Here is a 24,867-nt window from a genome sequence, read left to right as displayed (position 1 = left end):
CCGGTTGTTCGGAGCCATCCGCTTTGCCGCGGCTTTTTCTTGTAACCGGTTACATATCGCCGGCAGAGGCGCCCTGTCAATCGGGATGTCTGACGATTTCCTGTTCCCGCTGCCGCGCCACTTCTGATAGGGTTGGTGGCAGGAATATGAATGGCGCACGACCAGCGGGTTGAATGAAACCGATCTACAGCAAAGCAGGCGAAACGCAGGGCGAGGGGGCAAAGTCCGTCGGGATCAGGGCGGTCGCCAAGCGTGCCGGCGTGTCGACGGCGACGGTGTCGCGCTCGCTCAACAATCCCGCTTCCGTCAGTCCGGAACTGAGAGCCAAGATCAGCGCGATCATCGAGGAAATCGGCTACATTCCGGACGCGTCGGCGAGGGCCCTCTCGTCGCGCCGCACCCGTACGATCGGCGCGATCGTGCCCACCATCGACAATGCGATGTTCGCGCAGGGACTGCAGGCACTGCAGTCCTATCTTGCGAAGCGCGACTATCTCCTGCTGCTCGCGACCAACGAATACGATCTGGACGTCGAGCTGAAACAGGCGCGCAACCTCGTCAGCCGCGGCGTCGACGGGCTGATCCTGCGCGGCGACAAGCGTCACGACGATCTGCGCCGGCTGCTCACCGCGCAGAACATCCCCTTCGTCAATGTCGGCGTCTACGAGCCGGACAAGCCCTATCCCTCGATCGGCGTCGACAACGCCCGCGCCGGCCGGCGCATTACCCAGCACCTTGTCGAACTCGGCCATCGCAAGGTCGCCGTGGTCGCGGCGATGCAGCGCAACAACGACCGCGCCCAGGCGCGCCTTCGCGGCATTCTGGAGGTGCTGACGGAGCATGATGCGGTGCCGCCGGAACACTGGATGCTGCAGGTCAACTACAAGCTCGACGATGCGCGGCAGGCCGCGCGGACATTGCTGACTTCCGGCGATCGGCCCACCGCCGTCATCTGCGGCAACGACGTCATCGCCTATGGCGTCATGCTGGAGGCGCTGAAGCTCGGCCTCGCCGTGCCGCGCGACGTCTCCGTCGTTGGCTTCGACGATCTCGAATGGAGCCGGCATCTCAGCCCCAGCCTCACGACGATCCACATGCCGACGGACGAGATCTGGGTGAGGGCGGGCGAATATCTGATCCAGCGGCTCACGGGCGCACCGGCGATGATGCATCGCGAGATCGACTTTTCGCTCGTCGTGCGGGAATCCACCGCGCCGCCGCCGGGGGCGTAAGCGCCGGCGTCTTTGCCGCCCGAGATTTCACGGAGCCAGGGAGGGCTGCCACGTGACGAATATATTCGAGATCGCCGCCGTCGAGCCGCATGTCTACCGGGTGCCGATCGCCGTGCCGGTCGTCACCTCCTTCGGCACGATGCATGACCGGCCGGCCCTGTTCGTGCGGGTCGTCGGCGCCGACGGGGCCGAGGGCTGGGGCGAGGTGTGGTGCAACTTTCCGGCCGTTGGCGCGGAACATCGGGCGCGGCTGATCTTATCGGTGCTGGTGCCGCTCATCCTCGGCAAGCGGTTCGAGGAGCCTCGGGCCGCCTTCGGCCATCTGACGGCGCGAACCGAGGTGCTGGCGATCCAGAGCGGCGAACCGGGACCGCTGGCACAGGCGATCGCCGGCCTCGACATCGCGGTCCATGACATGCTGGCGCGCCGCGCCGGCGAACCGCTCCACCGGTTTCTCGGCGGCGGCGAGGCCGCGTCGGTGCCGGCCTATGCCAGCGGGCTCAACGCGGACGCTCCCGAAATCCTGGCGCAAAGGAAGTTCGACGAGGGCTATCGCCGCTTCAAGGTGAAGGTCGGCTTCGGCCGCGACCGCGACATCGGCAATCTCAAGACGCTGCGCGAGACCTTCGGACCGGACACGCCGATCATGGTCGACGCCAACCAGGCCTGGGGCTTCGACGAGGCGCTGGCGATGGCGGAGGCCTTCGCCGAGTACCGGCCGCTCTGGCTGGAGGAGCCGATGCGTGCCGATAGACCGATCACCGACTGGACCCGGCTGGCGGCGGCCTCGCCTGTGCCGCTTGCCAATGGCGAGAACCTGCGGGGGACGAGCGGTTTCGCGGAGATGGTCGAAGCGGGCGGCATCGCCTTCCTGCAGCCCGACATCGGCAAGTGGGGCGGCCTCTCCGGCGGTCTGCCGGTTGCCCGCCACGCGCAGGAGCACGGCGTCACGCTGTGCCCGCATTGGCTCGGCGGCGGCATCGGCCTCGTCGCCTCGCTGCACTACCTGGCGGCGATCGGCGGCGAGGGCGTTCTGGAAGTCGATGCGAACCCGAACCCGCTGCGGGACAAATACGTCACCGGATTTCCCGAAGTCTCGGAGGGCGCCATGGCGATCCCGGCGGGCGCCGGGCTCGGCATCGCGCCGGATCTGGCGGCGCTGCGCCGGTACCGGGTGGACATCTAGAGCCGGCGGGGCAGCCGCTCCGACACGGCCTGATCGCCGGCCAGTCGTTCGCACACGCCGACGGTCGCACCGGGCGGTGGCTGCCCGGATCAGGCAGCGCTGGTCGGCGTCTTCCATGTGCGCTCGAGAACGCCCAGCCAGTTGCCATGGGCGATCTTCTCCACGAGCGCCCGGCCATAGCCGCGTTTCTCCAGTGCATCGAAGAGGGCCGGCAGGCCCGCCGCGTCGCCGATCGCCGCCGGGATCACGGCGCCGTCGAAATCGGAGCCGAGCGCGACGCCGTCCTCGCCGAGCCGTTCGAGAAGGCCGTCGAGATGCCGCGCCATCGTCTCGATCGGCGTGTCGGCGTCCATCGATCCGTCCTCGCGCAGGAAGGCGGTGGCGAAGTTGAGGCCCACCACGCCCTTCGATTCGGCGATCGCGGCAAGCTGCTTGTCGGTGAGGTTGCGGCTTACCGGGCAGATCGCATGGACGTTGGAGTGCGTCGCGACCAACGGCGCATCCGAGAGGCGCGCGACGTCCCAGAAGCCCTTTTCGTTGAGATGCGACAGGTCGAGGAGGATGCCGAGTTCGTTGCTGCGCCTCACCAGCCGCACACCCGCCTCGGTCAGCCCGTCGCCGACGTCCGGCGAGGAGGGAAAGCGCATCGGTACGCCATGGGCGAAGATGTTGTTGCGGCTCCAGACCATGCCGATCGAGCGCAGACCGGCGGCGTGAAGGACGTCGAGCATCTTGAGGTCGGAGTCGATCGCCTCGGCGCCCTCGATATGCATCACCGCCGCCATCGCGCCGGCATCCCAGGCGGCGCGGATGTCGGCCACCGACCGACAGACCCGGAAGCGGCCGCCCGAGCCGCGCTCCAGCCGGAACAGGATCGCCACCATCCCGATCGTCGCGGCCTCGGCGACCGCCGTCTCCAGCGGCACCGGAAGCGGCAGCTGGTAGCCCCCCTTCGGCATGCGGTCGAGGATCGAGGCATCGCGCGGCGAGGGCGGAAAGATCGCGAACAGACCGCCGCCGAGATTTCCCGCCTTCGCCTTGGCGAGGTCGATATGGCCGGGCGCCGTGCCCGCAAGGAAGGCGTCGATCGCCTGCTGCGAGCCGTCGACGTAGAGGCGGAGCAGGCTGTCGTTGTGGCCGTCGAAGACGAGGGGTGCTGGCATGGAATGGGTCCTCGGAGAACTGCGGGCTTTCGCGTAGCTAGACACCCGAACCCGATCCGTCCGCAAGCCTTATCACCTCCCTCGGGACTGAAGCGTGCTCCCTATGAGGCCATGGACGCGTCAGAAGGGCGGCGGTCGACCGGCCTCAGCGGACATAGCCCTCGCTCGCCGTCAGCAGCGCCCGCGTGTAGTCCGATGCGACCTTTCGGTCGGCGAGCGATGAGCGATCGAGCGCCTCGACCGCCTCGCCGCCGCGCATGACCAACAGGCGGTCGCACATGTGATCGATCACCGCGAGATCGTGGCTGACCATGACGAAGGTGAGGTTGCGCTCCTCGCGCAGCCGCGTCAGGAGGTTCAGCACCTCTGCCTGGATCGAGGCGTCGAGCGCCGAGGTCGGCTCGTCGAGGAGGAGGATCTCCGGCTCGACGATCAGCGCCCTTGCGATCGCCACGCGCTGGCGCTGGCCGCCGGAGAGCTGATGCGGCAGGCGGAAGCGGAAGCGGGCGTCGAGCCCGACATCCTTCAGCGCCTGGACCACCCGGTCTTCCCGATCGGAAAAGCGATGGATCGAGAGCGGCTCGGAGAGGACGCGGTCGATCGTGTGGCGGGGATGGAGCGATCCGTAGGGGTCCTGGAAGACCATCTGCACGCGGCGGGCGAAGGCCTTGTCGCGCGGCTCAGCGATCGCCTTGCCGTCGATGCGGATGTCGCCGCCGGAGACCGGGGCGAGCCCGCAGATCGCCCTCAGGACGGTCGATTTGCCGGAGCCGGACTCACCGACGAGACCGAAGGATTCGAGCGGCCTGACGGCGAAGCTGACGCTCTTCACGGCGGCGACGCGTCGTCGTCCCTGGACGAAGGTGACGGAGAGATCGTCGACGGCGATCTTCGGCTTCTGCGAGTCCATCACGTCGCTCATGCCCAGGCCGCGTCCCGCTTCAGGACGGGCAGCGGCTCGCGCGGCCCGCCGACTTCCGGCAGGCAGTTGAGGAGCCCGCGCGTATAGGGATGCGTCGCCTCGTGGAGACGCGAGGCTTCGATCTCCTCGACGATCCGGCCGAGATACATCACCAGCACCCGGTCGCAGAAGGTCGAGACGAGGCGCAGGTCGTGGCTGATGAAGATCAGTCCCATCCCCCGGTCGCGAACCAGATTGTCGAGGATGCGCAGCACCTCGAGTTGCACCGTCACGTCGAGCGCCGAGGTCGGCTCGTCGGCGATCAGAAGGTCCGGCCGCGGGATCAGCATCATCGCGATCATCACGCGCTGGCCCATGCCGCCCGACAATTCGTGCGGATAGGCGGCGAGCACGCGCTCGGGATCGCGGATCTGGACGTCGCGCAGCATCTCCAGCGCGCGAACCCTCGCTTCGCGCGTCGCGATCCGCTCATGCACCTTCAGCGCCTCGATCAGCTGCCTGCCGATCCGCATCACCGGGTTCAGCGAATATTTCGGATCCTGCATGACCATGGCCATGCGCCGGCCGCGCATCCGCCGCATCTGGCGTTCGGACAGGGTCTGCAGTTCCGTGCCCTCGAAGGCGAGGCGATCGGCCGTGGCGATGCCGGGCGGGCGGATGAGACGCAGGATGGAGCGGCCGGTCATCGACTTGCCGGAGCCGGATTCGCCGACGATGCCGACGCGCTCGCGCCCGACCGTGAAGGAGACGCCGCGCACAGCCTCGCTGACGCCGCGATTGGTCTCGAAGCGCACGCTGAGATTCTCGACTTCCAGGAGCGGCGCGCCGGTCATCATCCCGCCCCCCGCGGGTCGAGCACGTCGCGCAGGCTGTCGCCGAGAAGGTTGAAGCCCAGCGAGACCGTCAGGATGGCGAGACCGGGCATGGTCGCGACCCACCAATGGCTGAGGAGGTATTGCCGGCCGGCCGAGATCATCGCGCCCCATTCGGCGAGCGGCGGCTGTGCGCCGAGGCCGAGGAAGCCGAGGCCGGCGGCTGTGAGGATGATGCCGGCCATGTCGAGCGTCACGCGGATGATCAGCGAGGAGAGGCACATCGGCATGATGTGGCCGGTGATGATCCGCAGCGTTCCGGCGCCCTGCAGCCGCGCGGCGGCTATGTAGTCGGCGCGGCGCACGGTGAGCGTCTCGGCCCTCGCGACCCGCGCATAGGGCGGCCAGGCCGTCAGCGCGATCGCCAAAATGGCGTTGACGATGCCGGGACCGAGTGCGGCGACGAAGGCGAGCGCCAGGATCAGCCGGGGAAAGGCGAGGAAGATGTCGGTGATGCGCATCAGGACGCGGTCCACCCACCCGCCGAGGGTGCCGGCCACCGTGCCGACGATCAGGCCGAAGACCGGCGCTGTGATCGCGACGAGCGCCACGACCTCGAGCGTCACCCGCGAGCCGAAGACGATGCGGCTGAAGATGTCGCGGCCGAGATCGTCCGTGCCGAGAAGATGGCCGCCCGTGCCGGGCGGCATCAGCCGGTTGGCGAGGTCCTGCTGGTTCGGCGGGGCGGTGGCGATCAGCGGCGCGAAGACCGCCATCAGGATCAGCACCGCGATGATGACGAGGCCGACGACGGCGAGCGGATTGCGGATCAGGTCGCGCCAGGCGAACCACAGGCTGATCGCCCGGGCCTGCAGCCGCGAGCGCGGCGTGTCGCTGGTCAGCCAGGCCTTGAGGCCGCCGGCGGAGGAGGGGGCGGGCATGTCGCTCATTGCGCCCTCGGATCGACGACCGCGTAGAGGAGGTCGGACAGGAGGTTGAGGACGATGAAGGAGACGCCGATCACCACCGTTCCGCCGAGCACGGCGTTGAGGTCGGCGGCAAACAGCGCCTGGGTGATGTAGAGGCCGAGACCCGGCCAGGCGAAGACCGTCTCGGTGAGGACGGAGCCTTCCAAGAGCGCCGCATAAGAGAGCGCGATCACCGTGATCAGCGGCACCATCGCATTGCCCAGCGCGTGGACCCAGACGACGCGTCGCTCCGGCACGCCCTTTACGCGCGCCGCGGTCACATATTCCTGGCCGAGCTGTTCCAGCATGAAGGAGCGGGTCATGCGCGAGATGTAGGCGAGCGAGAAATAGCCGAGAACGAAGACCGGCAAGGCGATGTGGGTAAGGGCATTGGCGAAGACGTCCCAGGCCCCCGACAGCGCCGAATCGATCAGGATCGAGCCGGTATAGGCGGTGACGTCGAGCTCGTAGGAGAGTTCGTAGGAGACGTCGAGCCGGCCGGGACCGCCGACCCAGCCAAGCTGGCCGTAGAAGATCAGGAGTGCGATCAGGCCGAGCCAGAAGACCGGCATGGAGTAGCCGAGAAGGCCGACGACCCGCAGCACATGGTCCGGCCATCGACCTTGGCTGACTGCCGAAACGACGCCAGCCGGCACTCCCAGGAGAACGCCGAGGAGGGTGGCGAGGGTCGCAAGCTCCAGCGTCGCGGGGAAGGCGTTGCGAACGTCCTCGAGGACCGGCCGCGCGGTGAGGTTGGAGCGGCCGAAATCGCCCTGGACGACATCGCCCAGATATTTGACGAACTGCACCGGGATCGGCTGGTCGAGACCCATGTCCCGGCGCGCCGCCTCGTATTGCGCCTGCGTCGCCCGCGGGCCGACCACCGCCAGTGCCGGGTCGATCGGCACGAGGCGGGCGATCGCGAAGGTGACGAGCAGAAGGCCGAACAGCGTCACCACCAGGCTGAACAGCGTCTTGCCGAAGCGGCCGGCAATGCGCGGCAGCAACCCGGTACCGGCGATGGCGGATTCTTCCTCCGCCGTCGCCGGATCATGCGCACCGTGTGAGAGGCTCATCGTCTTGTGTCCGGACGGGATCTTGCCGTGGCGTCCCTGTGGCGGAGACTGGGCGTCACTCGCCGGACTTCGTCACCGCCTTGTAGAAGGCCGACGACACCGCGCCGCCGGTCGAGAAGCCTTCGACGTTCTTCTGCATGCCGTCCTGCTCCTGCTGCTGGAACATCAGGACGAAGGGCGACTTCTCGTTGCCGATCCGCTGCATCTCCTCATACATCCTGGCGCGCATGTCGGTGTCCTTCTCGACCACGGCGGCCTCCGCCATCGGCGTGGTCTCCTCGGCCGCGTAGGCGTTGCGCCAGGACAGATTGCCGGTCAGCTGGGCCTCGTCGGAATTGTCCGGGTTCTCGGCGAAGACCGAGGCGTTGGTGTTCGGATCCGGATAGTCCGGGCCCCACACCTCCAGCGTCAGTTCCGCCTTGCGGGCGCGGTAGATCGACAGCACTTCGGAGCCGGTTGCCGGACGGATGTTCACCTTGATGCCGGCCTGGCCGAGTGTGTTCTGCAGCGACTGGGCGACCGCCAGACGGTCCTGCGCATTGCGGACGAGAAGCTCGACCGAGAAGCCGTCGGGATAGCCGGCGTCGGCGAGCATCTTCTTGGCCTTCTCGACGTCGAGCTTGAACGGCTTGTCGTCGATCGCGCCGAGGAAACCGATCGGCAGGAACTGCTGGTTGACGACGACCTGGCCCTTCAGGAACGAGTTCGCCATGCCGTCATAGTCGACGAGGTATTTGATCGCCTGCATGACGCCCGGCGTCGCAAGCTCTTTCATCTTCTGATTGCCGGAGACGTAGTAGATGCGGCCGCGCGGCGAATCCTGGACCTTCAGCTTGGGATTGGATTTGACCGCGTTGATGTCCTCGGGCGTCAGGTTCCGGGCGATGTCGATGTCGCCGCGCTCGAGCAGCAGGCGCTGCGTCGCCGGCTCGGGAACGTGCCGGACGTAGACCCGCTTCATCGCCGGCGGGTTCGGATAGTTGGCGTTGGCCTCCATGATCACCGACTCGTTCGGCTTCCAGCCGCGCAGCGTGAACGGACCGGCGCCGGCCGAATGTGTCTTCAGCCATTCATTGCCCATGTCGTCGCCGGAGGCATGCTCCATCGCCAGCTTCTGGTCGACGATGCCGCCGACGTCCGCCGTCAGCGCGTTGTAGAGGAAGGACGGCGCATAGGGCCGATCGACCACGATCTCGACCGTCTCGTCGTCGACCTTCCTGATGTTCTGGTCGACATTGTCCTTGTTGAGGCCGAACTGGGTGATGATGAAGGACGGCGTCTTGTCGAGCTTGACGACGCGCTGCAGCGACCAGACGACGTCCTCGGCCCGCACCGGATTGCTGGAGGCGAACTTGCGGCTGGTGTCGATCTTGAAGGTGAAGGTCTTGCCGTCCTCAGAGACGTCCCAGCTCTTGGCGAGCCCCGGGCCCATCTTCAGTGTCTTCGGATCGAGCTCGATCAGCTTGTCGTAGAGGTTGTTGATGACATCGCCGCCGGAGAACTCGAAGCTCTCGGCGGGATCGAGAACCTTCAGGTCGTCGATCGTGTTGGCGATGACGAGCGTGTCCGCCGGCGTCTCGGCGAAGGCGGAGGGAACAGGGCCCAAGGCTGCTGCGGAGAGCAGCGCGGCGGCTGCGATTCGTCGAAGGTTGTGCGAGACGGCGAACGGCAGCTGACAACGCATGATCGAAGACCTCATAGCGACCAACCCGGCACGATCCTCAACGGCGCGCCGAGACCAGATGCCGGGAGACTATGGTATCGCCCGTTTGTTGGGCAAGCCCATATCCGGCGCAGTTAGGGGTTCGATCCTTTGACGGAACCGGAATTCCACGACTGCGCCGCGGCGACCCCGTGGCCCCGCCGATCGTCGCGGCAGGGACGTCGCTCAAGCCGCGGGCGGGGAAAATCCGCGCAGTTGCCGAGGCGGAATCACCATCCGATGGCGTTCGGCAGCCAGAGGGCGGTCTGCGGAAAGAGATAGACCAGGAACAGTCCGAAAAGCTGGACGAGGATGAAGGGCACGACCCCACGATAGATGTCGCTCGTCTTCAGCTCCGGCGGCGCGACGCCCTTCAGGAAGAACAGTGCCCAGCCGAAGGGCGGGGTGAGGAAGGAGGTCTGGAGATTGACCGCGACGAGGATCGCCACCCAGGCGAGATCGACGCCCGACTGGTGCAGGACCGGCAGGAACAGCGGCAGGGCGATGTAGGATATCTCGATCCATTCGAGGAAGAAGCCGAGGATGAACAGGAGCACCATCAGGAACAGGAGCTGGCCGTCTATGCCGCCGGGGACGTAGGCGAAGGCGTCCTGCACCAGCCGCTCGCCGCCGAGGCCGCGGAAGGCGAGCGAGAAGACCTGTGCGAAGATCAGGATGAAGAACACCATGGCGCTGGTGACGAAGGCGCCGCGGACGACTTCGGTCATCACTCTGAGGTTCAGGCGTCCGGAAACGAGGGCGAGGACGATGCTGCCGAGCGCGCCCATGGCCGCGGCCTCGGTCGGCGCGGCGACGCCGCCGATGATCGAGCCGAGGACCAGGAAGATCAGCGCCAGCGGCGGCACCACGACCTTCATGAACCGGACCGCCAGGGCGCGGCGGGAAAACTGGAGCCGCTCCTGAAGCGGGATCGCCGGCACGCGGTCCGGAAGGAAGTAGCCGAGGGCGAGGATGTATGCGACGAAGAGGCCGGCGAGGATCAGGCCGGGGATCAGCGCGGCGGCGAACAGCGTGCCGACCGACTCGCCCATGATGTCGGACAGAAGGATCAGGACGAGGCTCGGCGGGATGATCTGCCCCAGCGTGCCGGAGGCGCAGATGACGCCGGCCGCAACGCCCTTGTCGTAGCCGCGGCGGATCAGCGGATTGAGCGCGATGAGCCCGACCGTGACCACGGTCGCGCCGACGACGCCCGAGGCGGCCCCCATCAATACGCCGACAAGGATGATCGCCAGCGCCATGCCGCCCTTGATGTTGCCCATGGCGAGGCCGATGACGTCGAGGAGGTCCTCGGCGATCTTCGATCGCTCCAGCATGATGCCCATGAAGATGAACAGCGGCAGGGCGAGCAGCGTGTAGTTCGTCACGACGCCGAAGACGCGGGCGGGAAGCAGGCCGAAGAGCAGGCTGCCGAAACCGGCATAGCCGAAGACGAAGCCGGTGACGGCGAGGCAGATCGGCACCGGCAGGCCGCCGAGCAGCAACAGGAAGAACGCGCCGATCATCGCCAGCGCGAGGATTTCGTTGACCGGCATGGCTCAGCCTTCGCGGGAAATGCTGTGAGAGGGGCGGGCGCCGAAGAGGGCGGCCGCATCCGCGACCAGGCGGGCAAACGCCTGCAGGGCGAGGAGCAGGAAGGCGGCCGGGATCATCGCCTTGAGGATCCAACGTGCGGGCAGCCCGCCCGGGTCGGCCGAGCCTTCCTGCAGCATGTAGCTCTGGCTGACGAAGCCGATTGCGAGCCAGGCCACGGCGATCGCGACGAGGCAGAGAAGCAGCGAACCGAGGGCGTTGATCGCCGTCTTCAGCCGCGGCGGGAAATGCGCGTAGAGGACGTCGACGCGCACCTCCTCGCCGCGGTTCAGCCCGTAGGACATGCCGAACAGCGCGCCTGCCGCCATCAGGTGCCACTCCATCTCCTGCAGCGCGACGGAGCCGTAGGAGAAGAGGTAGCGGGCGAGGACGTTGAAGCCGATCAGCAGGACCATGACGAGGCCGGTCCAGGCCATGATTTCGCCGACCGCGCGGACGAAGCGATCGGCTCCGTCCGCCAGGCGCTCGACAACGCTCACGACTTGTAGAGCACCGGCAGCAGCGGCTCGGCGGAGACGCCGGCCCAGTCGCCATACTGCTTCTTGAAGGCGAAATAGGCCTCGTGCACCTTCTTGGTCTGCGGGTCCGCCGCGGCACCCTCGGCCAGGGTGTCGTTGGTCACCTCGCGCAACTTGTCGACGACGCTGTCGGGCAGCGGCTGCGCGATCGTGCCGAAATTCTCGACGAGGTCCTTCATCGCCTCGGCATTGGTGGCGTCGCACCAGGCGTTGCTTTCGACATTGCAGGCCATCGCCGCGGCCTTGACGATCGCCTGAAGGTCGGCCGGCAGGCTGTCCCAGGCGGCCTTGTTGATCAGCAGCTCGGTGACGTTGTTCGGCTCGTGCCAGCCGGTCGTGTAGTAGTATTTCGCCGCCTTCTGCAGGCCGAGCCGGCGATCCTGATAGGGGCCGACGAACTCCGCCGCGTCGATGACGCCGCGCTCGAGCGCCGGGAAGATCTCGCCGCCGGGCAGGAGCTGCACGTTGACGCCGAGCTTGGCATAGACCTTTCCGGCAAGGCCCGGAATGCGCATCTTCAGTCCGTCGAAATCCTCGACCGACTTGATCTCCTTGCGGAACCAGCCGGTCATCTGTACGCCGGTATTGCCCACCGGGAACGCCACCATGCCGAGCGGCTCGTACATCTCGTGCCAGAGGTCGATGCCGCCGCCTTCATACATCCAGGCATTGGTGCCCTTGACGTCCATGCCGAAGGGCACGGTGGTGAAGTACTGCGCGGCCGGGATCTTGCCGGCCCAGTAATAGGCGTTGGCCGCGTTCATCTCGACGATGCCGCCCTGCACGGCGTCGAAGCCCTGGAGAGCGGGAATCAGCTCGCCCGCGGCGAAATGCTGGATCTTCAGCCGCCCGCCGGACATTGCCTCGACCTTCTTGCAGAAGTCCGTCGGGCTGCCCGGACCCTCGACATAGAAGGGCGAACCGGGGCCGTAGGCATTGGTCATCTTCCAGCTGAAGCTGTCCTGCGCGCGTGCCACGGCAGGCGCTGCCAGGCTCGCCGTCGCCACCATCGCGGACCTTGTCAGGAATTCACGCCGTTTCATCAGATTGCCTCCTTCGGTCATGGACTCCTCGGTCCCGGGCTCGGGAGAGGATGACCGGGACTAGGCAGGTTCCGTGCCAGTCGCAGGAGGCCGATGGCGCAAGGCGGATGGTGCCGCGTCTCAGGCGTCATTTGTATACATGAAGGGCAGCAGGGCAGGAGATTGCATAGTCTGGCATCAATCGAGCTACGCAAAGTGAGCATATGCCGCCCTATTGGCTGGCGAAGTTCGACGCCCGCGTGACGGAGCACCGCAAGCGGGGTCTTCGCGGAAGAAACAGATCCGCGGTCCCTCAGCACCAGACCGCGGCATCCGAGCGAGAAGCTCACTCAGGTGCGGCAGGCCGATCATGGGTGCGATTGACGCGCCTTCCTGTATACGAGTATTATGAATAAGACGAGATTGTATTTTAAGAGGCCGGCCATCGCACGCGCGCGCGTGCGTCCGTCGCCTTGCCCCGAAAGCCCGAGGCGGCAGCACGCCATCCATGTCGATGTCTTCCACCATGGCCGGACCGCGCCCCGTCCGCAGCAAGGTCATTGCCGACGGGCTGGAGGAGGAGATCATCTCCGGCGCGCTGCCGGCCGGCTGCAAGCTCGACGAGACCGCCGTCGCCCAGCGCTTCGGCGTCTCGCGCACGCCGGTGCGCGAAGCCTTCCTGACGCTCGCCTCGCGTTCGCTGGTCGAGCGCATGCCCTATCGCGGTGTCGTCGTCTGCGATCTCTCGCTCGAGCGCATCGACCAGATGTTCGAGGCGATGGGCGAGATCGAGGGCATGTGCGGCCGGCTCGCGGCGGGACGCATGACGACGGTCGAGCGGGCCAGGCTGTGGGATCAGCAGAGCGCCATGGAGGCGATGGTGGGGCAGGATGATTTCGCCGCCTATGACGAGGCCAACAGCCTGCTCCACGACATGATCTATGCTGGCACCCACAATGACGACGTCGTCGAGATCGCCAAGGCCATGCGGGTGAAGCTTGCGCCCTTTCGGCGCTCGCAGCTCCAGAGCCGCGAGCGGGTGGCCGAATCGACGCTGGAACATGCGGCGATCGTCGACGCGATCCTGGAGCACGACGGGGTGAGCGCCGAACGGCACCTGCGCCGGCATCTCCTCAACTCGGCAAAGACCTTTATCGCCGCCCATTCGGCCCGCGCACAGCGCGCCGAGAGCGGTACCTGAACTCTCGCTCCGGCTCGGCGGCAGCGAAATACGGCGGGTGGGCGCTCTCACCTCTGCCGGAAATCGAAAGGGACGTCCCATGCGTCTTCCGAAGATCGATCCCTTCGTGTTCGGCCTCGCCGCCGTGGTAGGTCTTGCGGTCCTCTGGCCGGAGCCGGGACGCAGCGGCGGGCTTCTGCACTGGAAGTGGGTTACCACCTACGGGGTCTGCGCGGTGTTCTTTCTCTACGGGCTGACGCTCGCGCCGGAGCGCATGCGCCAGGGCCTGACCCGCTGGCAGGCGCATATCGTGGTGGCGCTGACGACCTTCGGGGTCTTCCCGCTCCTGGTGCTCGTCGGCCAGTGGCTGGCGCCGGATCTCCTGCCGCGCTCGGCCGAGATCGGCTTCTTCTACGTCGCCGCGCTGCCCTCCACCGTCTCTTCTTCGGTGGCGATGGTCTCGCTGGCGCGAGGCGACGTGCCGGTGGCGATCTTCAACGCGACCATTTCGAGCCTCATCGGCGTGTTCATCACGCCGCTCCTGATGACCTGGTACATGCATGCGGGCGGCATGAACGTGCCGCTCGGGCCGACAATCCTGAAGGTCGTGCTGCTCGTTCTCCTGCCGATCGTCCTCGGCCAGGTCGCGCGGATCTGGCTGGCCGGCTGGGCGAAGCGCCAGGCGCGGCTGATCAAGCTCGCCGACCGGGCGGTGATCCTCGCCATCGTCTACGGCGCCTTTTGCGATTCGGTCGCCGAGGGCGTCTGGCAACGCAACGATCCGAGCGTGGCGGCGGAGATCGCGGTCGTCGCCGTCGTTCTCTTCTGCCTGGTCTTCGGCGTCACGACGCTGGCGGCGAGGCTGTTGCGGATGTCGCGGGAGGAGCGGATCGCCGTGCAGTTCTGCGGCTCCAAGAAATCTCTCGCGGCGGGCGTGCCGCTGGCACCGGTGATCTTCGCCGGCCGCGAAGATATCGGCCTGATCATCCTGCCGATCATGCTGTTCCATTTCCTGCAGCTGCTGATCGTCAGCTTCATCGCCACGCATCATGGACGCCAGGACGCCGAGGAGACGGTGTCGCAGCCGGCGGCGAGCTGAGCCAGTGCACCGGCGCCGCGAACGGATGGGCGGGAAGCGTGCCCTGTCGCGCCCGGATGCGCCGGCATCCCGCTTTGCCGGCGAGGCTCGCGTCGGTGGAAAGCCGTGAGCGCCGGTTCGAGCCCGTCCGGCGCCGCGGGAGAGGGGGCGGAGGACGACAGTTGCGGTGGGGACACGCTCGTCTGGCATCCCGTCCTCGCGGCCGACGCTCTTCCCGAGGGATCGCTGCGCGGCGTCACGCTCGGCGGCCTAGCGGTCGTCCTGTTCCGCGAGGGCGGCACGGTCGGCGCGATGCAGCGCGCCTGTCCGCACGAGGGGGCGGACCTTGCGACCGGCTGGTGCGCCTCCGGCCGTCTGTTCTGCCCGCGGCACAAGGCGTCCTTCGACGCCAGGACCGGCGCCGTCTCGTCCGGCTGGTCCTTCCCGCCGCCGCGGGTCTTCCCGGTCAGGCTCGCGGACGGCACCGTCCATGTCGGGCTGCCGAAGAGATAGCGGGCGCCCCGCAGTCGGTGCTCAGCCGGCCGCGGGCCTTCGCGAGCCGATGAGATCGCCTGCCGCCTTCACCAGCGTGCCGGAGGGTGAGCGGAGCTCGTCGAGGATGGTGAAATGGTCCGCCCCCTCGACCGGGATCAGCGGGCCCGGCGCGCCGGCCGCCGCGCGCCTCTCGTGAAAGCGGATGGCGTCGTGGACGAGGGCCGGCACCTCCTTCGTGCCGTAGGCGATCGCGAGCGGCTTCTGCGTCACCGGCAAAGTGAGCGGGGAGAGCGTCGCGATCTCGTCGTCGGTGAGCTTCAGGGCCGCGTTCAGGAAGGTGTCGCGGATCGGGGCGAGGTCGTAGACCCCGGAAATCGCGAGACCGGCGACGACGGAAGAATGGGACAGGAGCATGGCCGCGAGATGCGCGCCCGCCGACCAGCCGGCGAGAACCAGCGGCCCGTCGATGCCGTGGAAACGGCCCTCCCGCGTGATCCAGTCGAGCGCGTCGCCGATCTCCGCCACGATGTCGGAGAGGCTGGCATGCGGGGCGAGCGTGTGGCTCGGCATGGCGACCGACCAGCCGGCCGCGAGCGCGCCCTCGGCATAGGCCGCGAAGACCTCGCGCGAGTTCTTCTGCCAGTAGCCGCCATGGATGAAGACGAGGCAGGGCGCCCGGCCGTCTTGAGCCGGGTAGAGGTCGAACTGCATGCGCTCGGCCGATCCGTAGGACAGGTCGAGCTTGGCGGGATAGCTCGCCCGCACGAGCGAGGAGGCGCGGTCGCGCGCCTCCACGAGGGCGGCGCTGTTCGCCACCGCCGCATTGTTGTTGTAGGCCGCGTCCCGCTCGGCCTGGGTGAGGCTTGCCCAGATCTCCTGCGGGGCGGGGCGGCTCGAGGCGACGCTCATGCCGCGATCGCGGCCGGCAGGATCGGCGCGTCGGCCTCGAAGCGCTCGCCAGCGCGCAGGCAGAAGGCCGGACGCAGCAGGCGCTCCGTGGTGATGCGCATGTCCTCGTTATCGCGCAGCACGAAGCGGCCGCGATCATCGTGAAGCACTGAGACGTCGGCGATGCGCCCGGCGGCCAGGCTGCCGAGGTCGTCGCTGCGGCCCAGCATCTCGGCCGGATGCGAGGTGACCATTGGCACGACCTCTTCCAGGGAGAGTCCGAGCGTCATCATCGAGGTCATCGCCTGGGTGAGGCTGAAGCGTGCCTGGCCCTTGAACGGATGGTTCTCGTCGTCGTGATGCTCCTCCGGCGTGCCGGCCGGCACCGGCACCTCCGGGATCTCGGTGTTGTAGCCGTGCATGTCGGCGCCCAGCGTGTAGGGGATGACGCCCGCCGGCAGCGCGAGCTTGGCGACGCGATAAGAGAAGTGGCTGCCGTGCCCGACGTCGATCTTGAGCCCGGCATCCATGGCCGCCCTGATGACGTGGTGCACCTCGCCCTTCTCGTTGATGAAGGCGCCGGGATGCCGGGTGAAGGGATGGGCGAGGACGTCGCCGGGGCGCAGGAGCGGAATGACGCGCTCGAGGATGGTGTCGGCGTCCTCGCCGTTGACGCCGCTCTCGGGCAGGCCCCACAGCTGGCCAAAATGCACATAGAGCGGCAGGTCGGATCTGCGGCTGATCTCGGCTGCCAGTTCCATGACCTTGATGCCCCAGCGCGCGAAGCCGCCGATCTCGGCATGGCCCTTGATGCCGCGCACGATGTCCTTGTTGGCCCTGGCCGAGCGGACGCTCGCTTCGACGTCGACCCCTTCGGGGCTGTAGAGGTTCGGGTAGAAATGCCCCTCCAGACCGCCGACGAGATAGGCGGAGAGGAAGGCGAGCACCCGCGTCTTCGACGGCTCGACGATGAATTTGCGGAAGCCCGGCAGGGTCATGCAGGACGGGCCGCCCTGGTCGACGACCGTCGTCACGCCGGAATGGACGCCGACCATGTCCGGCGGCAGGCCGAAGCGGCCGGTGACATATTGATAGACGTGGCCATGGGTGTCGATCATCCCCGGCAGGACGAGCTTGCCCGAGACGTCGATCACTTGCCTTGCGGAACTCGGCAGGATGGTGGCCTCGACGGCCGCGATCCGCCCGTCCTTCACCGCGACGTCGCGCTGGCCGTCGATGCCGGAGGCCGGACAGATGACCCGCCCGCCCTTCAACAAGAGATCGTAACCGCTGGCTTCCATGACATCTTCCTTCAGGATTGTTCGGCGAGGCTGGCCTGTCGGGAAAAAGCGAAGCATACTTCGCATTTCGGTGCAAGCGACCGGCCTCCACGGGCGGGGCCGAGGCGAGGGGAAAGCGTGACCTGATGGCGGGAGATGGCGAAAGGAAGCGTGGCGCATCCGCGGACGCGGGAGACGATCTCGGGCACTGGCCGCTCGACGAACGGCCGGGATTTCTGGCGCGGCGCCTCTATCAGATCCATGTCAGCCTGTTCGGTCAGCTCTGCGCGGAATTCGCGATCACCCCGGTGCAGTACAGTCTCCTGTCGGTGCTCGCCGAGACGGGGGAGGCCGACCAGACGAGCCTCGCCCGCGCCGTCGCGCTCGACCGCACCACGACGACCGGCGCGCTGAAGCGGCTGCAGGCGCGCGGCCTGATCCGGCGCGGCGTCGACGCGCGCGACCGGCGCGCGCTCACCTCGCAGCTGACGGAAGAGGGGCGCCGGCTTCTCCAGGCGATGGAGCCGGCGGTGCGGCAGGCGCATGCCGCGACGGTGGACCGGCTGGAGCCGTGCGAGCGCGGCGACCTCGTCCGCCTGATGCGCAAGCTCGTCGCGGCGCATGGCGACGCCGAGCCCGGCGGGGACATCTGAAGCATTGGCGGCCGCACCCGGACGGCCGGGCCGCTTTCGCCGGTCCTGTTCCGGGCGCGCGCCGTTCATGCGGCCGACCCCTGAGCGAGGGCCGGCTCGGCCTCGGCCGCGACCGGGCGCCAGAGCCCTTCATCGGTGCGGCGCAGGAGCGGTGTCCGGAAGACGCCGGCGACGCACTCGGCAAGCCCCGGACACTCGGCCTCGAGCGCGGCACGCCAGCGCTCCGATTGGAGCATGGCGGCGCAGACGATCACCGGTTCGACGCCGAGCTTGGCCAGAAGCCGCAGCACGGCGAGCAGCGACGAGCCGGTGCTGACGACGTCGTCGACCACCGCGACCCGGCGCCCCGCGAGGAGCGGCGCCAGCCGGGGGTCGAGATACAGCGTCTTTGCGGCCTTGCGGCTGCTGATCGAGGAGGAAGGGACGCTGAGGGCGTCGTCGTACCAGAACTTGCGGGTCGAGCCGAGCGCGGCCATGCGCGAATGGCCGAGGCGGCGGGCGACGCCGTTCGCGAGCGTCAGGCCGAGCGTCGGGACGCCGACGACGATCTCGGCGCCTGCCTTCGCGACGATTTCGGCCATCGCATCCATCAGCGCGTCCTCGACCGGAAAGCTCGCCTGGTTGACGATCAGCGACGCGACGGCGAGGCCATCTTCCTCCGGCAGTGGACGGATCGGCAGCACGATCTGGCGCCCGTCCGGCAGGCTGGCAGGATAGGTCGCGACGTGGTCGCGCCGGTCCGGCTCCACGAAGGTGCCGGGCGGATAGAGCTGCTGCCAGACCTCTGACGGCGAGAGGTCCTGCTCGACGCGACGCTCCTGCCCGCTCATGCGATCAACCCCGGGATACGGTCTGGACCGTTGCCGCCCCGAACCGCAGCGCCTGCGCGCGGGGTCGTTCCAGGGCGGGGCGTGGCGAGGCGGCGCATCGCCTATTGGGCCGCGTAGCGCAGGAGGAATTGCCGGGCGCGCTCGGTCTTCGGACTCGTGAAGAACTCCTCGGGCGTACCGCTCTCGACGATCCGGCCGCGATCGAGGAAGATGACGCGGCTTGCGACGTCGCGGGCGAAGGCCATCTCATGGGTGACGACGACCATCGTCATGCCGTCGCGGGCGAGATCCTTCATCACCGCGAGGACCTCGCCGACGAGTTCGGGATCGAGGGCGCTTGTCGGTTCGTCGAAGAGCAGGAGGTCGGGCTTCATGGCGAGGGCCCGGGCGATCCCGACGCGCTGCTTCTGGCCGCCCGACAGGCGCGAGGGAAATTGCCCGGCCTTGTCCGCGATGCCGACGCGGTCGAGCAGGGCGACCGCCTCGCGCTTCACTTCGGCCCTGTCGCGCCGCTGGACATGGACCGGCGCCGCCATGACGTTTTCGAGGACGGTCAGGTGCGGCCAGAGCGCGAAGTGCTGGAACACCATGCCGATGCGGGTCCGGATCTCGGCGAGTTCGCGGTCGCTCATGGCGATGTTGCCGCCGGGGCGCACGCCGATGCGCTGGCCGGCGAGCACGACCGAGCCGGCATCGGGCTGTTCCAGCCAGTTGAGGCATCGGAGGAAGGTCGACTTGCCCGAGCCGGAGGGGCCGAGCAGGCATACCGTCTCGCCGCGCCGGACCGAAAGGTCCATGTCGAGGAGCACGGTGTTGGCGCCGAAGGTCTTGGCGATGCCGGTGGCGGTCAGGACGACGGGGGAGGGCTCGGCTGCGTTGATGACGGTCATGGGCGCTCCTCAGCGGCGGGCCTCGGCGACGCGTCCGACGGCAGCGACCCCGGCCTCGATCACCATGCAGGTGATCCAGTAGAGGAAGATCGCCGCCAGGAAGGACGCGAAGGGCACGAAATAGGTGGTCTGGATGGCCATGGCCGCATGCGTCAGCTCGGCGACCGCGATGATCGTCAGGAAGGCGCTGTCCTTGACGATCTGGATGGTCTGGTTGCCGATCATCGGCACCGCCGAAAACAGGACCGGCGGCAGGATGATCCGGCGCACGAGCTTCAGCCCGCTGAAGCCGAAGGCATGGCCTGCCTCGATGCTCTCCTTGGGAAGGTCGCGCCAGGCGGCCCGCAGCAGCTCGGCCATATAGGCGATGTTGTAGAGAATGAGGGCGATCAGGCCGGAGGTCCAATTGTCCATCCGGATGCCGAAGCTCGGCAGCCCGAAATAGATGAGATAGGCGAAGAGGAGGAACGGCACGCAGCGCATCGCATCGACATAGACGGTGGCGCTTCGCGACAGGAGCTTGCTGCGGGCCATCAGGGCCATGGCCATCAGCGCGCCGAACAGCAGCGAGAAGACCGCGGCGATCAGCGACATGATCACCGTGTTGGCGAATCCGGCGAACAGGACGTCGCGATTGTCCCAGACGATGGCGAAGCCGTTCATAGCGCCGCCGCCAGTTCTGCCGCGCGGCGGCGTTCGATCAGGCGCTGGGTCATCACGAAGACGGAGACGATGAGGCTGTAGAGCACCAGCGCCACCACGAAGGGCGGCAGCGGATCATAGGTGCGCGCGCCGACGCGGGTCGCCGCGCGGGTGATGTCGACGAGCCCGAGCACGGCGATCGCCGGACTGGATTTCACTTGCAATGTCATCTCGTTGACGAGGGCCGGCAGAGCCGAGTGGAACACCTGCGGAAAGACGATGCGGCGGAAGCGAAGGCCCCGGCGCATGCCGAAGGCGCTCGCCGATTCCAGCTGGTCCTTCGGGAAGGAGAGGAGCGCGCCGCGCCAGATCTCGGTGTTGAAGGCCGCAGTGGACAGCGTCAGCGTCACGATGCCGGCGGTGACCGGATCGAGCGAGATCCCGAGGACGGGCAGGGCGAAGAAGATCATGAGCGCCAGCGTCACCGCGGGCGAAGCCCGGATGACGCTGACATAGATGATGACGATCCGATCGAGGACCGGAACCCTGGACCAGCGGATGAGGGCGAAGCATAGCCCGAGCGGCAGTCCGATGACGATGCTCGCGAGCGAGATCGACACGGTGAGCACCGCCCCCTGAAAGATGGCGTAGATGTCGTACCAGGTCATGCGCTAATCCAGCGTCCGTGCGTTCGATGCGGGATGCGTCGGCCTACTGGATCGTCTCGGGCATCGTCTCGAAGGTGGCGCCGAACCACTTCTTCTGCAGATCGTACATCTTGCCGCTCTTGCGCGCGTCGATGAGGACCGAATTGACGTACTCGACCAGCTCGTCGTTGCCCTTGGCGGTCGCCCAGGCGATGAACACCGGCTCCGACACCGCCTCGCCGAGCTTGAAGATGTCCGGCTTCTCGTTGACCAGTGACTGGACATTGATCAGCGTGTTGACAACGGCGTCGGTGCGGCCGATCGCGAGATCCTGATAGGCCTCCGGATAGCTCTGATACTCGACGATCTCCTTGATGCCGGAGCCGCCGTCCGCCTTAAGCTTGTCGTTGAAGCCCTGAAGATGCTTCAGCATGGCGCTGCCGGCCTGGACGCCGACGGTCTTGCCGTTGAGCTCGCTGGCCGAGGCGATGCCGTCCTGGTCCTTCTTCATCACGTAGAAGCTGGTGGACTCCGCGATCGGGCTGGTGAAAGCCAGGGTCTGCTTGCGCTCGTCGTTCACCAGGACGGCGGTGACCGCCATGTCGTACTTGCCGGTCGTCACCCCCGGCAGGATGCCGGCCCAGGGAATGATCTCCTGATTGATCTTGAACGGCGCCGCCTCCCTGACGAGGGCGAGGAGGTCGTTGTCATAGCCCGTCGGCTTGCCGTCCTCGATGAATTCGAACGGATGGAAATCGTCTTCCGTCGCGACGTTCATGGTGCCGCTCGACTTGATCGAATCGAGATCGGCCGCCCGCGCGCTCTGCAAGGCGCCCGGCAGGCCGGCGAACGTCAGGGGCGCAAGGACGAGCGCGGCAAGCGCAAGGCGCCGCGAAAGAATACGCGAGGGGCGTCGAAGGTCTCGGTCGGAACGCATGCAGGACTCCTGTCGGATCAGGCGGGGGACGCAGCCGGAGCTGCTGGGTGAGACGACCGGTGCCGGCGCGCTGCGCACAGGCCGCCTGCCGCCACCGGAAGGTGACAACGGGTCTGCCGACGACACCGATCGTCAGTATGCGGAGCAAGTGCCGTGCCAGACCTTCCCATCGGCGGGCGCGACGCCGGAACACGCTGGAACCGGTCCAATGACGGGGCCATGCGGATCTGTCTCCGGTTCACCGCAGATCGCGCCTATGCCTGAAAACGAGGCGACCGGCGGCGTGCCTGCATAATTTGCGAGCGGTCCGCCCGGAGGTGGAGTTGAGCGGCGCCGGGCGGGGAACGAGCAGTATCCCTCGCCAGGAACCGCAATCCGGAACGCGTCCGACGCCTGAATGATCAGTATGCTGATCTAAGCGCGGATGCCTCGTGACTGGCCTCGAATTTGCTTCGAGCGAGGCGATGAGGCCCGGCCCCCCGGCCCGCCTCCACACGCAAGGAAGGATCGCGACCATGAGCACAATCGAAGCGCCGGTCTCCGGAACGAGCGAAACCGAGATCGTTCCCGCCGGAGGGCGCTGGTCAAGGCGCCTTGAGACGGGCGACCGCTTGCGCATCACCGATCTCGAAGGCCAGCAGGCAGTGGACTTCCTGTGCTATGGCGCGGATCTGCCGCTCGACCGGATGAACCTGCCGAACACCATCAAGGTGAACAAGTCGCTCTATGTGACAAAGGGCAGCCGAATCTATTCCGACCTCGCCAGGGTGCTGATGACGGTCGAGGAGGACAGCTGCGGCTATCACGACACGCTTGCCGGCTGCTGCAGCAACGAGAGCAACAAGCTGCGCTACGATGTCGACACGACGGCGAGCTGCCGCTCGAACTTCATCGCGGAACTGGCGAAATGGGCAATCGGGCCGTCCGAGATCGTCCCGAACATCAATTTCTTCATGCGCGTGCCGTTTCGCGAGGACGGTCATGTCGTCATCTCGGACGGGATTTCCAAGCCCGGCGACCATGTCGTCCTCAAAGCCGAACGGCCGGTGCTCGCGGTCCTGTCCAACTGCCCGCAGGTGCATAATCCGGCGGCAGGGCTGAAGCCGACGCCAATCGAGGTTACGGTCGTGAGAGCCTGAGGCGGAGGAGAGAACCTGTGGCAGAGCATGGCTACGCATCGGGACGGCTGAACCTTCCCTTCGTCGGCATTTCGACCTTCGCCAAGAGCCCCTATGTCGGCGACTGGGATGCGATCGACGCGGATGTCGCGATCCTCGGCGCGCCCTTCGACATGGGGACGCAGTGGCGTTCGGGCGCGCGGTTCGGACCGCGCGGCATCCGCGAGGCCTCCACCCTCTTCGCGTTCGGGCATGCCGGGGCGTACGACCACGAGGACGACGTCACCTATCTCGACGGCGTGCGCATGGTCGATCTCGGCGACGCCGACATGATCCACACCGACACGCGCGCGAGCCACGCCAATATCGAGCATGGCGTGCGCAAGATCCTGGCGGCCGGCGCGCTGCCGGTCGTTCTCGGCGGCGACCACTCGATCAACATCCCCTGCATCGACGCCTTTTCACACGAGGAGCCGGTGCATCTCGTCCAGATCGACGCCCATCTCGACTTCGTCGACGAGCGGCACGGCGTGCGCTACGGCCATGGCAATCCGATGCGTCGGGCGGCCGAAAAACCTTATGTTACAGGCCTCAGCCAGATCGGCATCCGCAACGTCTCCTCGACGGCAAAGGAAGGCTACGAAGCGGCGCGGGCGATGGGATCGGACATCCTGTCGGTGCGGCAGGTCCGCAGTCTGGGCGTCGAGGCGGTGCTGGAGCGGATCCCGGCGGGCCGGCGCTATTATCTCACACTCGACATTGACGGCTTCGATCCGTCGATCGCGCCGGGAACCGGCACGCCCAGCCATGGCGGCTTCCTCTATTACGAGGTGCTCGAGCTCGTCGCGGGCCTTGCACTGCGCGGCGACATCGTCGGCATCGACCTGGTCGAGGTGGCGCCGGCCTACGATCCGGCGGATGTGACGGCGATCCTCGCCGCGCAGATCCTGCTCAACACGATCGGCCGGATCTTCGCCGCGCGGACAAGGCGGCGGTAGGTCGGCGAGACCCGGCTCACCCCGTCAGCGAGACATGCGCCGCAACGATCCGCCAGCCGGCGTCGGTCCGGACGAAGGTCTGCATCTGCCTGCCGACGCGCTCGCTGGTCTCGCGGTGGAACAGCGTCGAGGCGGTCGCGAAGTCGCGGCCGAAGGTGGTGATGACGGTATCGCTCAGCCGGCGGGCGAGGCCGGCGGAGGGACGGGCCGCGCGGAAGGCGGCGATCGCCTCATAGCCGAAGAGGTTCTCGGTCGTGCCGAAGCGCACGGTGAATTCGCTTTGCCAGAAGAGTTCGTCGAGGACGGCGACATCGTTGGAGACGAGCGCCGCTTCGTATCGCTCGAAGGCCGCCGTCACCTCGGCGACGATGTCCGGCAGGTTGATGTCCATGGGTCTCTCGGTGCTCCCGTCCCGGATGATCGGACCATCCGGTCCCTCAGGTCAGGCGCAGCGGCGCCCGGCCGACCTCGTTGTTCGCCTCGACGAGCCGCACGAGATAGTCGAGAAAGCGCTGCCGGTCTTCCGGCGGCAGCGCCTTTACCGTCCGATCATGGGCCGCGGCCGCGGCCGCCTTGATGCGCGACAGTGTCGCCACGCCGACATCGGTGAGGGCCACGAGCTTGCGCCGCCGGTCCTTCGGCGCGACGCGGCGCCGAACCAGGCCGCGCTTCTGCAGCCGGTCGAGCACGTCGGCGATGTTGGTCCGGTCGAGCCCGACGGTCAAAGCGAGGGTCGTCTGCTCGCAGCCGCCCATCTCCTCCAGCGCGGTGAGGATGCTGAACTGCACCGGGGTGATGTTCTCGCCGGCGCATTCCTCGGCGAAGAGGGCGACGTGGATCTGATGCAGCCTGCGGATCAGAAAGCCGGGCCGCTCGCGCAGAGCCGCCAGCCCTGCCTCCTGGCCGCCGACTTCGGCGGGATCGTCACGATCTGAGGTGGAATCAGGGTCCGGAAGGGCAGTTGTCATGGCGCCAGAAAGCAGAAAGGGCGGTGATCGGCAACTCGAAGGCGCAGG

Annotated in this window: 26 protein-coding genes; 8 read left to right on the top strand and 18 right to left on the bottom strand. The window is 67.4% G+C overall.

Annotated elements, in window-relative coordinates; translation table 11 throughout:
* The first annotated feature begins 173 nt into the window (after window positions 1–173).
* Both LH400_RS12970 and LH400_RS26365 read left to right on the top strand, forming a co-directional pair.
* The gene (locus LH400_RS12970) at window positions 174–1,232 is read left to right on the top strand and encodes a LacI family DNA-binding transcriptional regulator (protein ID WP_229153139.1); all 1,059 of its coding nucleotides are present in this window, start codon (window positions 174–176) and stop codon (window positions 1,230–1,232) included.
* Between the two features lie 52 nt (window positions 1,233–1,284).
* Window positions 1,285–2,418: a mandelate racemase/muconate lactonizing enzyme family protein gene (locus tag LH400_RS26365; protein ID WP_229153138.1), complete on the top strand. Its 1,134-nt coding sequence runs from the start codon at window positions 1,285–1,287 to the stop codon at window positions 2,416–2,418.
* 89 nt (window positions 2,419–2,507) lie between these two features.
* Here LH400_RS26365 and LH400_RS12960 read toward each other — a convergent pair whose 3' ends face one another.
* The 9 genes from LH400_RS12960 to LH400_RS12920 form a co-directional block, all read right to left on the bottom strand.
* On the bottom strand, window positions 2,508–3,581 hold the full coding sequence (locus tag LH400_RS12960) for a dipeptidase (protein ID WP_229153137.1): 1,074 nt from the start codon (window positions 3,579–3,581) through the stop codon (window positions 2,508–2,510).
* A 145-nt stretch (window positions 3,582–3,726) separates the two neighbouring features.
* Entirely contained in the window at window positions 3,727–4,503 is a 777-nt protein-coding gene (locus LH400_RS12955) for an ABC transporter ATP-binding protein (protein ID WP_229153136.1), read from the bottom strand.
* A complete protein-coding gene (locus LH400_RS12950; protein ID WP_229153135.1) occupies window positions 4,500–5,336 on the bottom strand; it encodes an ABC transporter ATP-binding protein in 837 nt (278 codons plus the stop codon). Before LH400_RS12950 ends, LH400_RS12955 begins: the two co-directional genes overlap by 4 nt.
* Window positions 5,336–6,265 carry an ABC transporter permease gene (locus tag LH400_RS12945; RefSeq protein ID WP_229153134.1) on the bottom strand — a complete coding sequence of 310 codons (930 nt, stop codon included), beginning with the start codon at window positions 6,263–6,265 and terminating at the stop codon, window positions 5,336–5,338. Before LH400_RS12945 ends, LH400_RS12950 begins: the two co-directional genes overlap by 1 nt.
* The gene (locus tag LH400_RS12940; protein WP_229153133.1) at window positions 6,262–7,359 is read right to left on the bottom strand and encodes an ABC transporter permease; all 1,098 of its coding nucleotides are present in this window, start codon (window positions 7,357–7,359) and stop codon (window positions 6,262–6,264) included. Before LH400_RS12940 ends, LH400_RS12945 begins: the two co-directional genes overlap by 4 nt.
* Before the next feature lie 55 nt (window positions 7,360–7,414).
* Window positions 7,415–9,043 carry an ABC transporter substrate-binding protein gene (locus tag LH400_RS12935; protein ID WP_229153132.1) on the bottom strand — a complete coding sequence of 543 codons (1,629 nt, stop codon included), beginning with the start codon at window positions 9,041–9,043 and terminating at the stop codon, window positions 7,415–7,417.
* Window positions 9,044–9,291: 248 nt separating this feature from the next.
* Window positions 9,292–10,617 (bottom strand): TRAP transporter large permease, encoded by a 1,326-nt coding sequence (locus LH400_RS12930; protein ID WP_229153131.1) that lies wholly within the window; start codon window positions 10,615–10,617, stop codon window positions 9,292–9,294.
* A 3-nt stretch (window positions 10,618–10,620) separates the two neighbouring features.
* Window positions 10,621–11,154 carry a TRAP transporter small permease subunit gene (locus tag LH400_RS12925; protein ID WP_229153130.1) on the bottom strand — a complete coding sequence of 178 codons (534 nt, stop codon included), beginning with the start codon at window positions 11,152–11,154 and terminating at the stop codon, window positions 10,621–10,623.
* Window positions 11,151–12,236 (bottom strand): TRAP transporter substrate-binding protein, encoded by a 1,086-nt coding sequence (locus LH400_RS12920; RefSeq protein ID WP_229153129.1) that lies wholly within the window; start codon window positions 12,234–12,236, stop codon window positions 11,151–11,153. The genes LH400_RS12925 and LH400_RS12920 overlap by 4 nt, the downstream gene beginning before the upstream one ends.
* Window positions 12,237–12,723: 487 nt before the next feature.
* Between LH400_RS12920 and LH400_RS12915 the strand changes: the two genes are divergently transcribed.
* The 3 genes from LH400_RS12915 to LH400_RS12905 all read left to right on the top strand — a co-directional run bounded on the left by LH400_RS12915 (window position 12,724) and on the right by LH400_RS12905 (window position 14,986).
* The gene (locus tag LH400_RS12915; protein WP_229153128.1) at window positions 12,724–13,416 is read left to right on the top strand and encodes a GntR family transcriptional regulator; all 693 of its coding nucleotides are present in this window, start codon (window positions 12,724–12,726) and stop codon (window positions 13,414–13,416) included.
* A 79-nt stretch (window positions 13,417–13,495) separates the two neighbouring features.
* Window positions 13,496–14,494 (top strand): bile acid:sodium symporter family protein, encoded by a 999-nt coding sequence (locus tag LH400_RS12910; RefSeq protein WP_229153127.1) that lies wholly within the window; start codon window positions 13,496–13,498, stop codon window positions 14,492–14,494.
* A gap of 105 nt (window positions 14,495–14,599) precedes the next feature.
* Window positions 14,600–14,986 carry a Rieske (2Fe-2S) protein gene (locus LH400_RS12905; protein ID WP_229153126.1) on the top strand — a complete coding sequence of 129 codons (387 nt, stop codon included), beginning with the start codon at window positions 14,600–14,602 and terminating at the stop codon, window positions 14,984–14,986.
* Between the two features lie 21 nt (window positions 14,987–15,007).
* On the opposite strand, the gene LH400_RS12900 is transcribed toward LH400_RS12905, so the two are convergent.
* On the bottom strand, window positions 15,008–15,877 hold the full coding sequence (locus LH400_RS12900; protein ID WP_229153125.1) for an alpha/beta hydrolase: 870 nt from the start codon (window positions 15,875–15,877) through the stop codon (window positions 15,008–15,010).
* On the bottom strand, window positions 15,874–17,157 hold the full coding sequence (locus LH400_RS12895) for an amidohydrolase/deacetylase family metallohydrolase (protein WP_229153124.1): 1,284 nt from the start codon (window positions 17,155–17,157) through the stop codon (window positions 15,874–15,876). Before LH400_RS12895 ends, LH400_RS12900 begins: the two co-directional genes overlap by 4 nt.
* Window positions 17,158–17,282: 125 nt before the next feature.
* Between LH400_RS12895 and LH400_RS12890 the strand changes: the two genes are divergently transcribed.
* A complete protein-coding gene (locus LH400_RS12890) occupies window positions 17,283–17,789 on the top strand; it encodes a MarR family winged helix-turn-helix transcriptional regulator (protein WP_229153123.1) in 507 nt (168 codons plus the stop codon).
* A 65-nt stretch (window positions 17,790–17,854) separates the two neighbouring features.
* Here LH400_RS12890 and LH400_RS12885 read toward each other — a convergent pair whose 3' ends face one another.
* From LH400_RS12885 to LH400_RS12865, 5 genes are all read right to left on the bottom strand, one after another.
* Window positions 17,855–18,619 (bottom strand): phosphoribosyltransferase, encoded by a 765-nt coding sequence (locus LH400_RS12885; RefSeq protein ID WP_229153122.1) that lies wholly within the window; start codon window positions 18,617–18,619, stop codon window positions 17,855–17,857.
* 101 nt (window positions 18,620–18,720) lie between these two features.
* On the bottom strand, window positions 18,721–19,509 hold the full coding sequence (locus LH400_RS12880) for an amino acid ABC transporter ATP-binding protein (protein ID WP_229153121.1): 789 nt from the start codon (window positions 19,507–19,509) through the stop codon (window positions 18,721–18,723).
* A 9-nt stretch (window positions 19,510–19,518) separates the two neighbouring features.
* Entirely contained in the window at window positions 19,519–20,172 is a 654-nt protein-coding gene (locus tag LH400_RS12875) for an amino acid ABC transporter permease (RefSeq protein ID WP_229153120.1), read from the bottom strand.
* The gene (locus tag LH400_RS12870; RefSeq protein ID WP_229153119.1) at window positions 20,169–20,819 is read right to left on the bottom strand and encodes an amino acid ABC transporter permease; all 651 of its coding nucleotides are present in this window, start codon (window positions 20,817–20,819) and stop codon (window positions 20,169–20,171) included. Before LH400_RS12870 ends, LH400_RS12875 begins: the two co-directional genes overlap by 4 nt.
* A 43-nt stretch (window positions 20,820–20,862) precedes the next feature.
* Entirely contained in the window at window positions 20,863–21,735 is an 873-nt protein-coding gene (locus LH400_RS12865) for a transporter substrate-binding domain-containing protein (protein ID WP_229153118.1), read from the bottom strand.
* Between the two features lie 515 nt (window positions 21,736–22,250).
* Between LH400_RS12865 and LH400_RS12860 the strand changes: the two genes are divergently transcribed.
* Window positions 22,251–22,874: a DUF1989 domain-containing protein gene (locus LH400_RS12860; protein ID WP_229153117.1), complete on the top strand. Its 624-nt coding sequence runs from the start codon at window positions 22,251–22,253 to the stop codon at window positions 22,872–22,874.
* Between the two features lie 17 nt (window positions 22,875–22,891).
* Window positions 22,892–23,851 (top strand): agmatinase, encoded by a 960-nt coding sequence (speB, locus tag LH400_RS12855; protein WP_229153116.1) that lies wholly within the window; start codon window positions 22,892–22,894, stop codon window positions 23,849–23,851.
* A 16-nt stretch (window positions 23,852–23,867) separates the two neighbouring features.
* On the opposite strand, the gene hpxZ is transcribed toward speB, so the two are convergent.
* Entirely contained in the window at window positions 23,868–24,242 is a 375-nt protein-coding gene (gene hpxZ / locus LH400_RS12850; RefSeq protein ID WP_229153115.1) for an oxalurate catabolism protein HpxZ, read from the bottom strand.
* A 46-nt stretch (window positions 24,243–24,288) separates the two neighbouring features.
* Entirely contained in the window at window positions 24,289–24,819 is a 531-nt protein-coding gene (locus LH400_RS12845) for a MarR family winged helix-turn-helix transcriptional regulator (RefSeq protein ID WP_229153114.1), read from the bottom strand.
* Window positions 24,820–24,867: the final 48 nt, after the last annotated feature.

It is taken from the genome of Jiella soli (genome assembly GCF_020615385.1).
GTDB lineage: Bacteria > Pseudomonadota > Alphaproteobacteria > Rhizobiales > Rhizobiaceae > VKMB-3413.
Note: the sequence above shows the minus strand (reverse complement) of the source record. Positions and strands in the feature narration are given on the sequence as shown.

Bases quoted from the DNA above. Each gene is read 5' to 3' on its own strand.
- LH400_RS12970 (WP_229153139.1), top strand. From the start codon at position 174: ATGAAACCGATCTACAGCAAAGCAGGCGAAACGCAGGGCGAGGGGGCA.
- LH400_RS12960 (WP_229153137.1), bottom strand. From the start codon at position 3,581: ATGCCAGCACCCCTCGTCTTCGACGGCCACAACGACAGCCTGCTCCGC.
- LH400_RS12955 (WP_229153136.1), bottom strand. From the start codon at position 4,503: ATGAGCGACGTGATGGACTCGCAGAAGCCGAAGATCGCCGTCGACGAT.
- LH400_RS12950 (WP_229153135.1), bottom strand. From the start codon at position 5,336: ATGACCGGCGCGCCGCTCCTGGAAGTCGAGAATCTCAGCGTGCGCTTC.
- LH400_RS12945 (WP_229153134.1), bottom strand. From the start codon at position 6,265: ATGAGCGACATGCCCGCCCCCTCCTCCGCCGGCGGCCTCAAGGCCTGG.
- LH400_RS12940 (WP_229153133.1), bottom strand. From the start codon at position 7,359: ATGAGCCTCTCACACGGTGCGCATGATCCGGCGACGGCGGAGGAAGAA.
- LH400_RS12935 (WP_229153132.1), bottom strand. From the start codon at position 9,043: ATGCGTTGTCAGCTGCCGTTCGCCGTCTCGCACAACCTTCGACGAATC.
- LH400_RS12930 (WP_229153131.1), bottom strand. From the start codon at position 10,617: ATGCCGGTCAACGAAATCCTCGCGCTGGCGATGATCGGCGCGTTCTTC.
- LH400_RS12920 (WP_229153129.1), bottom strand. From the start codon at position 12,236: ATGAAACGGCGTGAATTCCTGACAAGGTCCGCGATGGTGGCGACGGCG.
- LH400_RS12915 (WP_229153128.1), top strand. From the start codon at position 12,724: ATGTCGATGTCTTCCACCATGGCCGGACCGCGCCCCGTCCGCAGCAAG.
- LH400_RS12910 (WP_229153127.1), top strand. From the start codon at position 13,496: ATGCGTCTTCCGAAGATCGATCCCTTCGTGTTCGGCCTCGCCGCCGTG.
- LH400_RS12900 (WP_229153125.1), bottom strand. From the start codon at position 15,877: ATGAGCGTCGCCTCGAGCCGCCCCGCCCCGCAGGAGATCTGGGCAAGC.
- LH400_RS12895 (WP_229153124.1), bottom strand. From the start codon at position 17,157: ATGGAAGCCAGCGGTTACGATCTCTTGTTGAAGGGCGGGCGGGTCATC.
- LH400_RS12890 (WP_229153123.1), top strand. From the start codon at position 17,283: ATGGCGGGAGATGGCGAAAGGAAGCGTGGCGCATCCGCGGACGCGGGA.
- LH400_RS12885 (WP_229153122.1), bottom strand. From the start codon at position 18,619: ATGAGCGGGCAGGAGCGTCGCGTCGAGCAGGACCTCTCGCCGTCAGAG.
- LH400_RS12880 (WP_229153121.1), bottom strand. From the start codon at position 19,509: ATGACCGTCATCAACGCAGCCGAGCCCTCCCCCGTCGTCCTGACCGCC.
- LH400_RS12875 (WP_229153120.1), bottom strand. From the start codon at position 20,172: ATGAACGGCTTCGCCATCGTCTGGGACAATCGCGACGTCCTGTTCGCC.
- LH400_RS12870 (WP_229153119.1), bottom strand. From the start codon at position 20,819: ATGACCTGGTACGACATCTACGCCATCTTTCAGGGGGCGGTGCTCACC.
- LH400_RS12865 (WP_229153118.1), bottom strand. From the start codon at position 21,735: ATGCGTTCCGACCGAGACCTTCGACGCCCCTCGCGTATTCTTTCGCGG.
- LH400_RS12860 (WP_229153117.1), top strand. From the start codon at position 22,251: ATGAGCACAATCGAAGCGCCGGTCTCCGGAACGAGCGAAACCGAGATC.
- hpxZ (WP_229153115.1), bottom strand. From the start codon at position 24,242: ATGGACATCAACCTGCCGGACATCGTCGCCGAGGTGACGGCGGCCTTC.
- LH400_RS12845 (WP_229153114.1), bottom strand. From the start codon at position 24,819: ATGACAACTGCCCTTCCGGACCCTGATTCCACCTCAGATCGTGACGAT.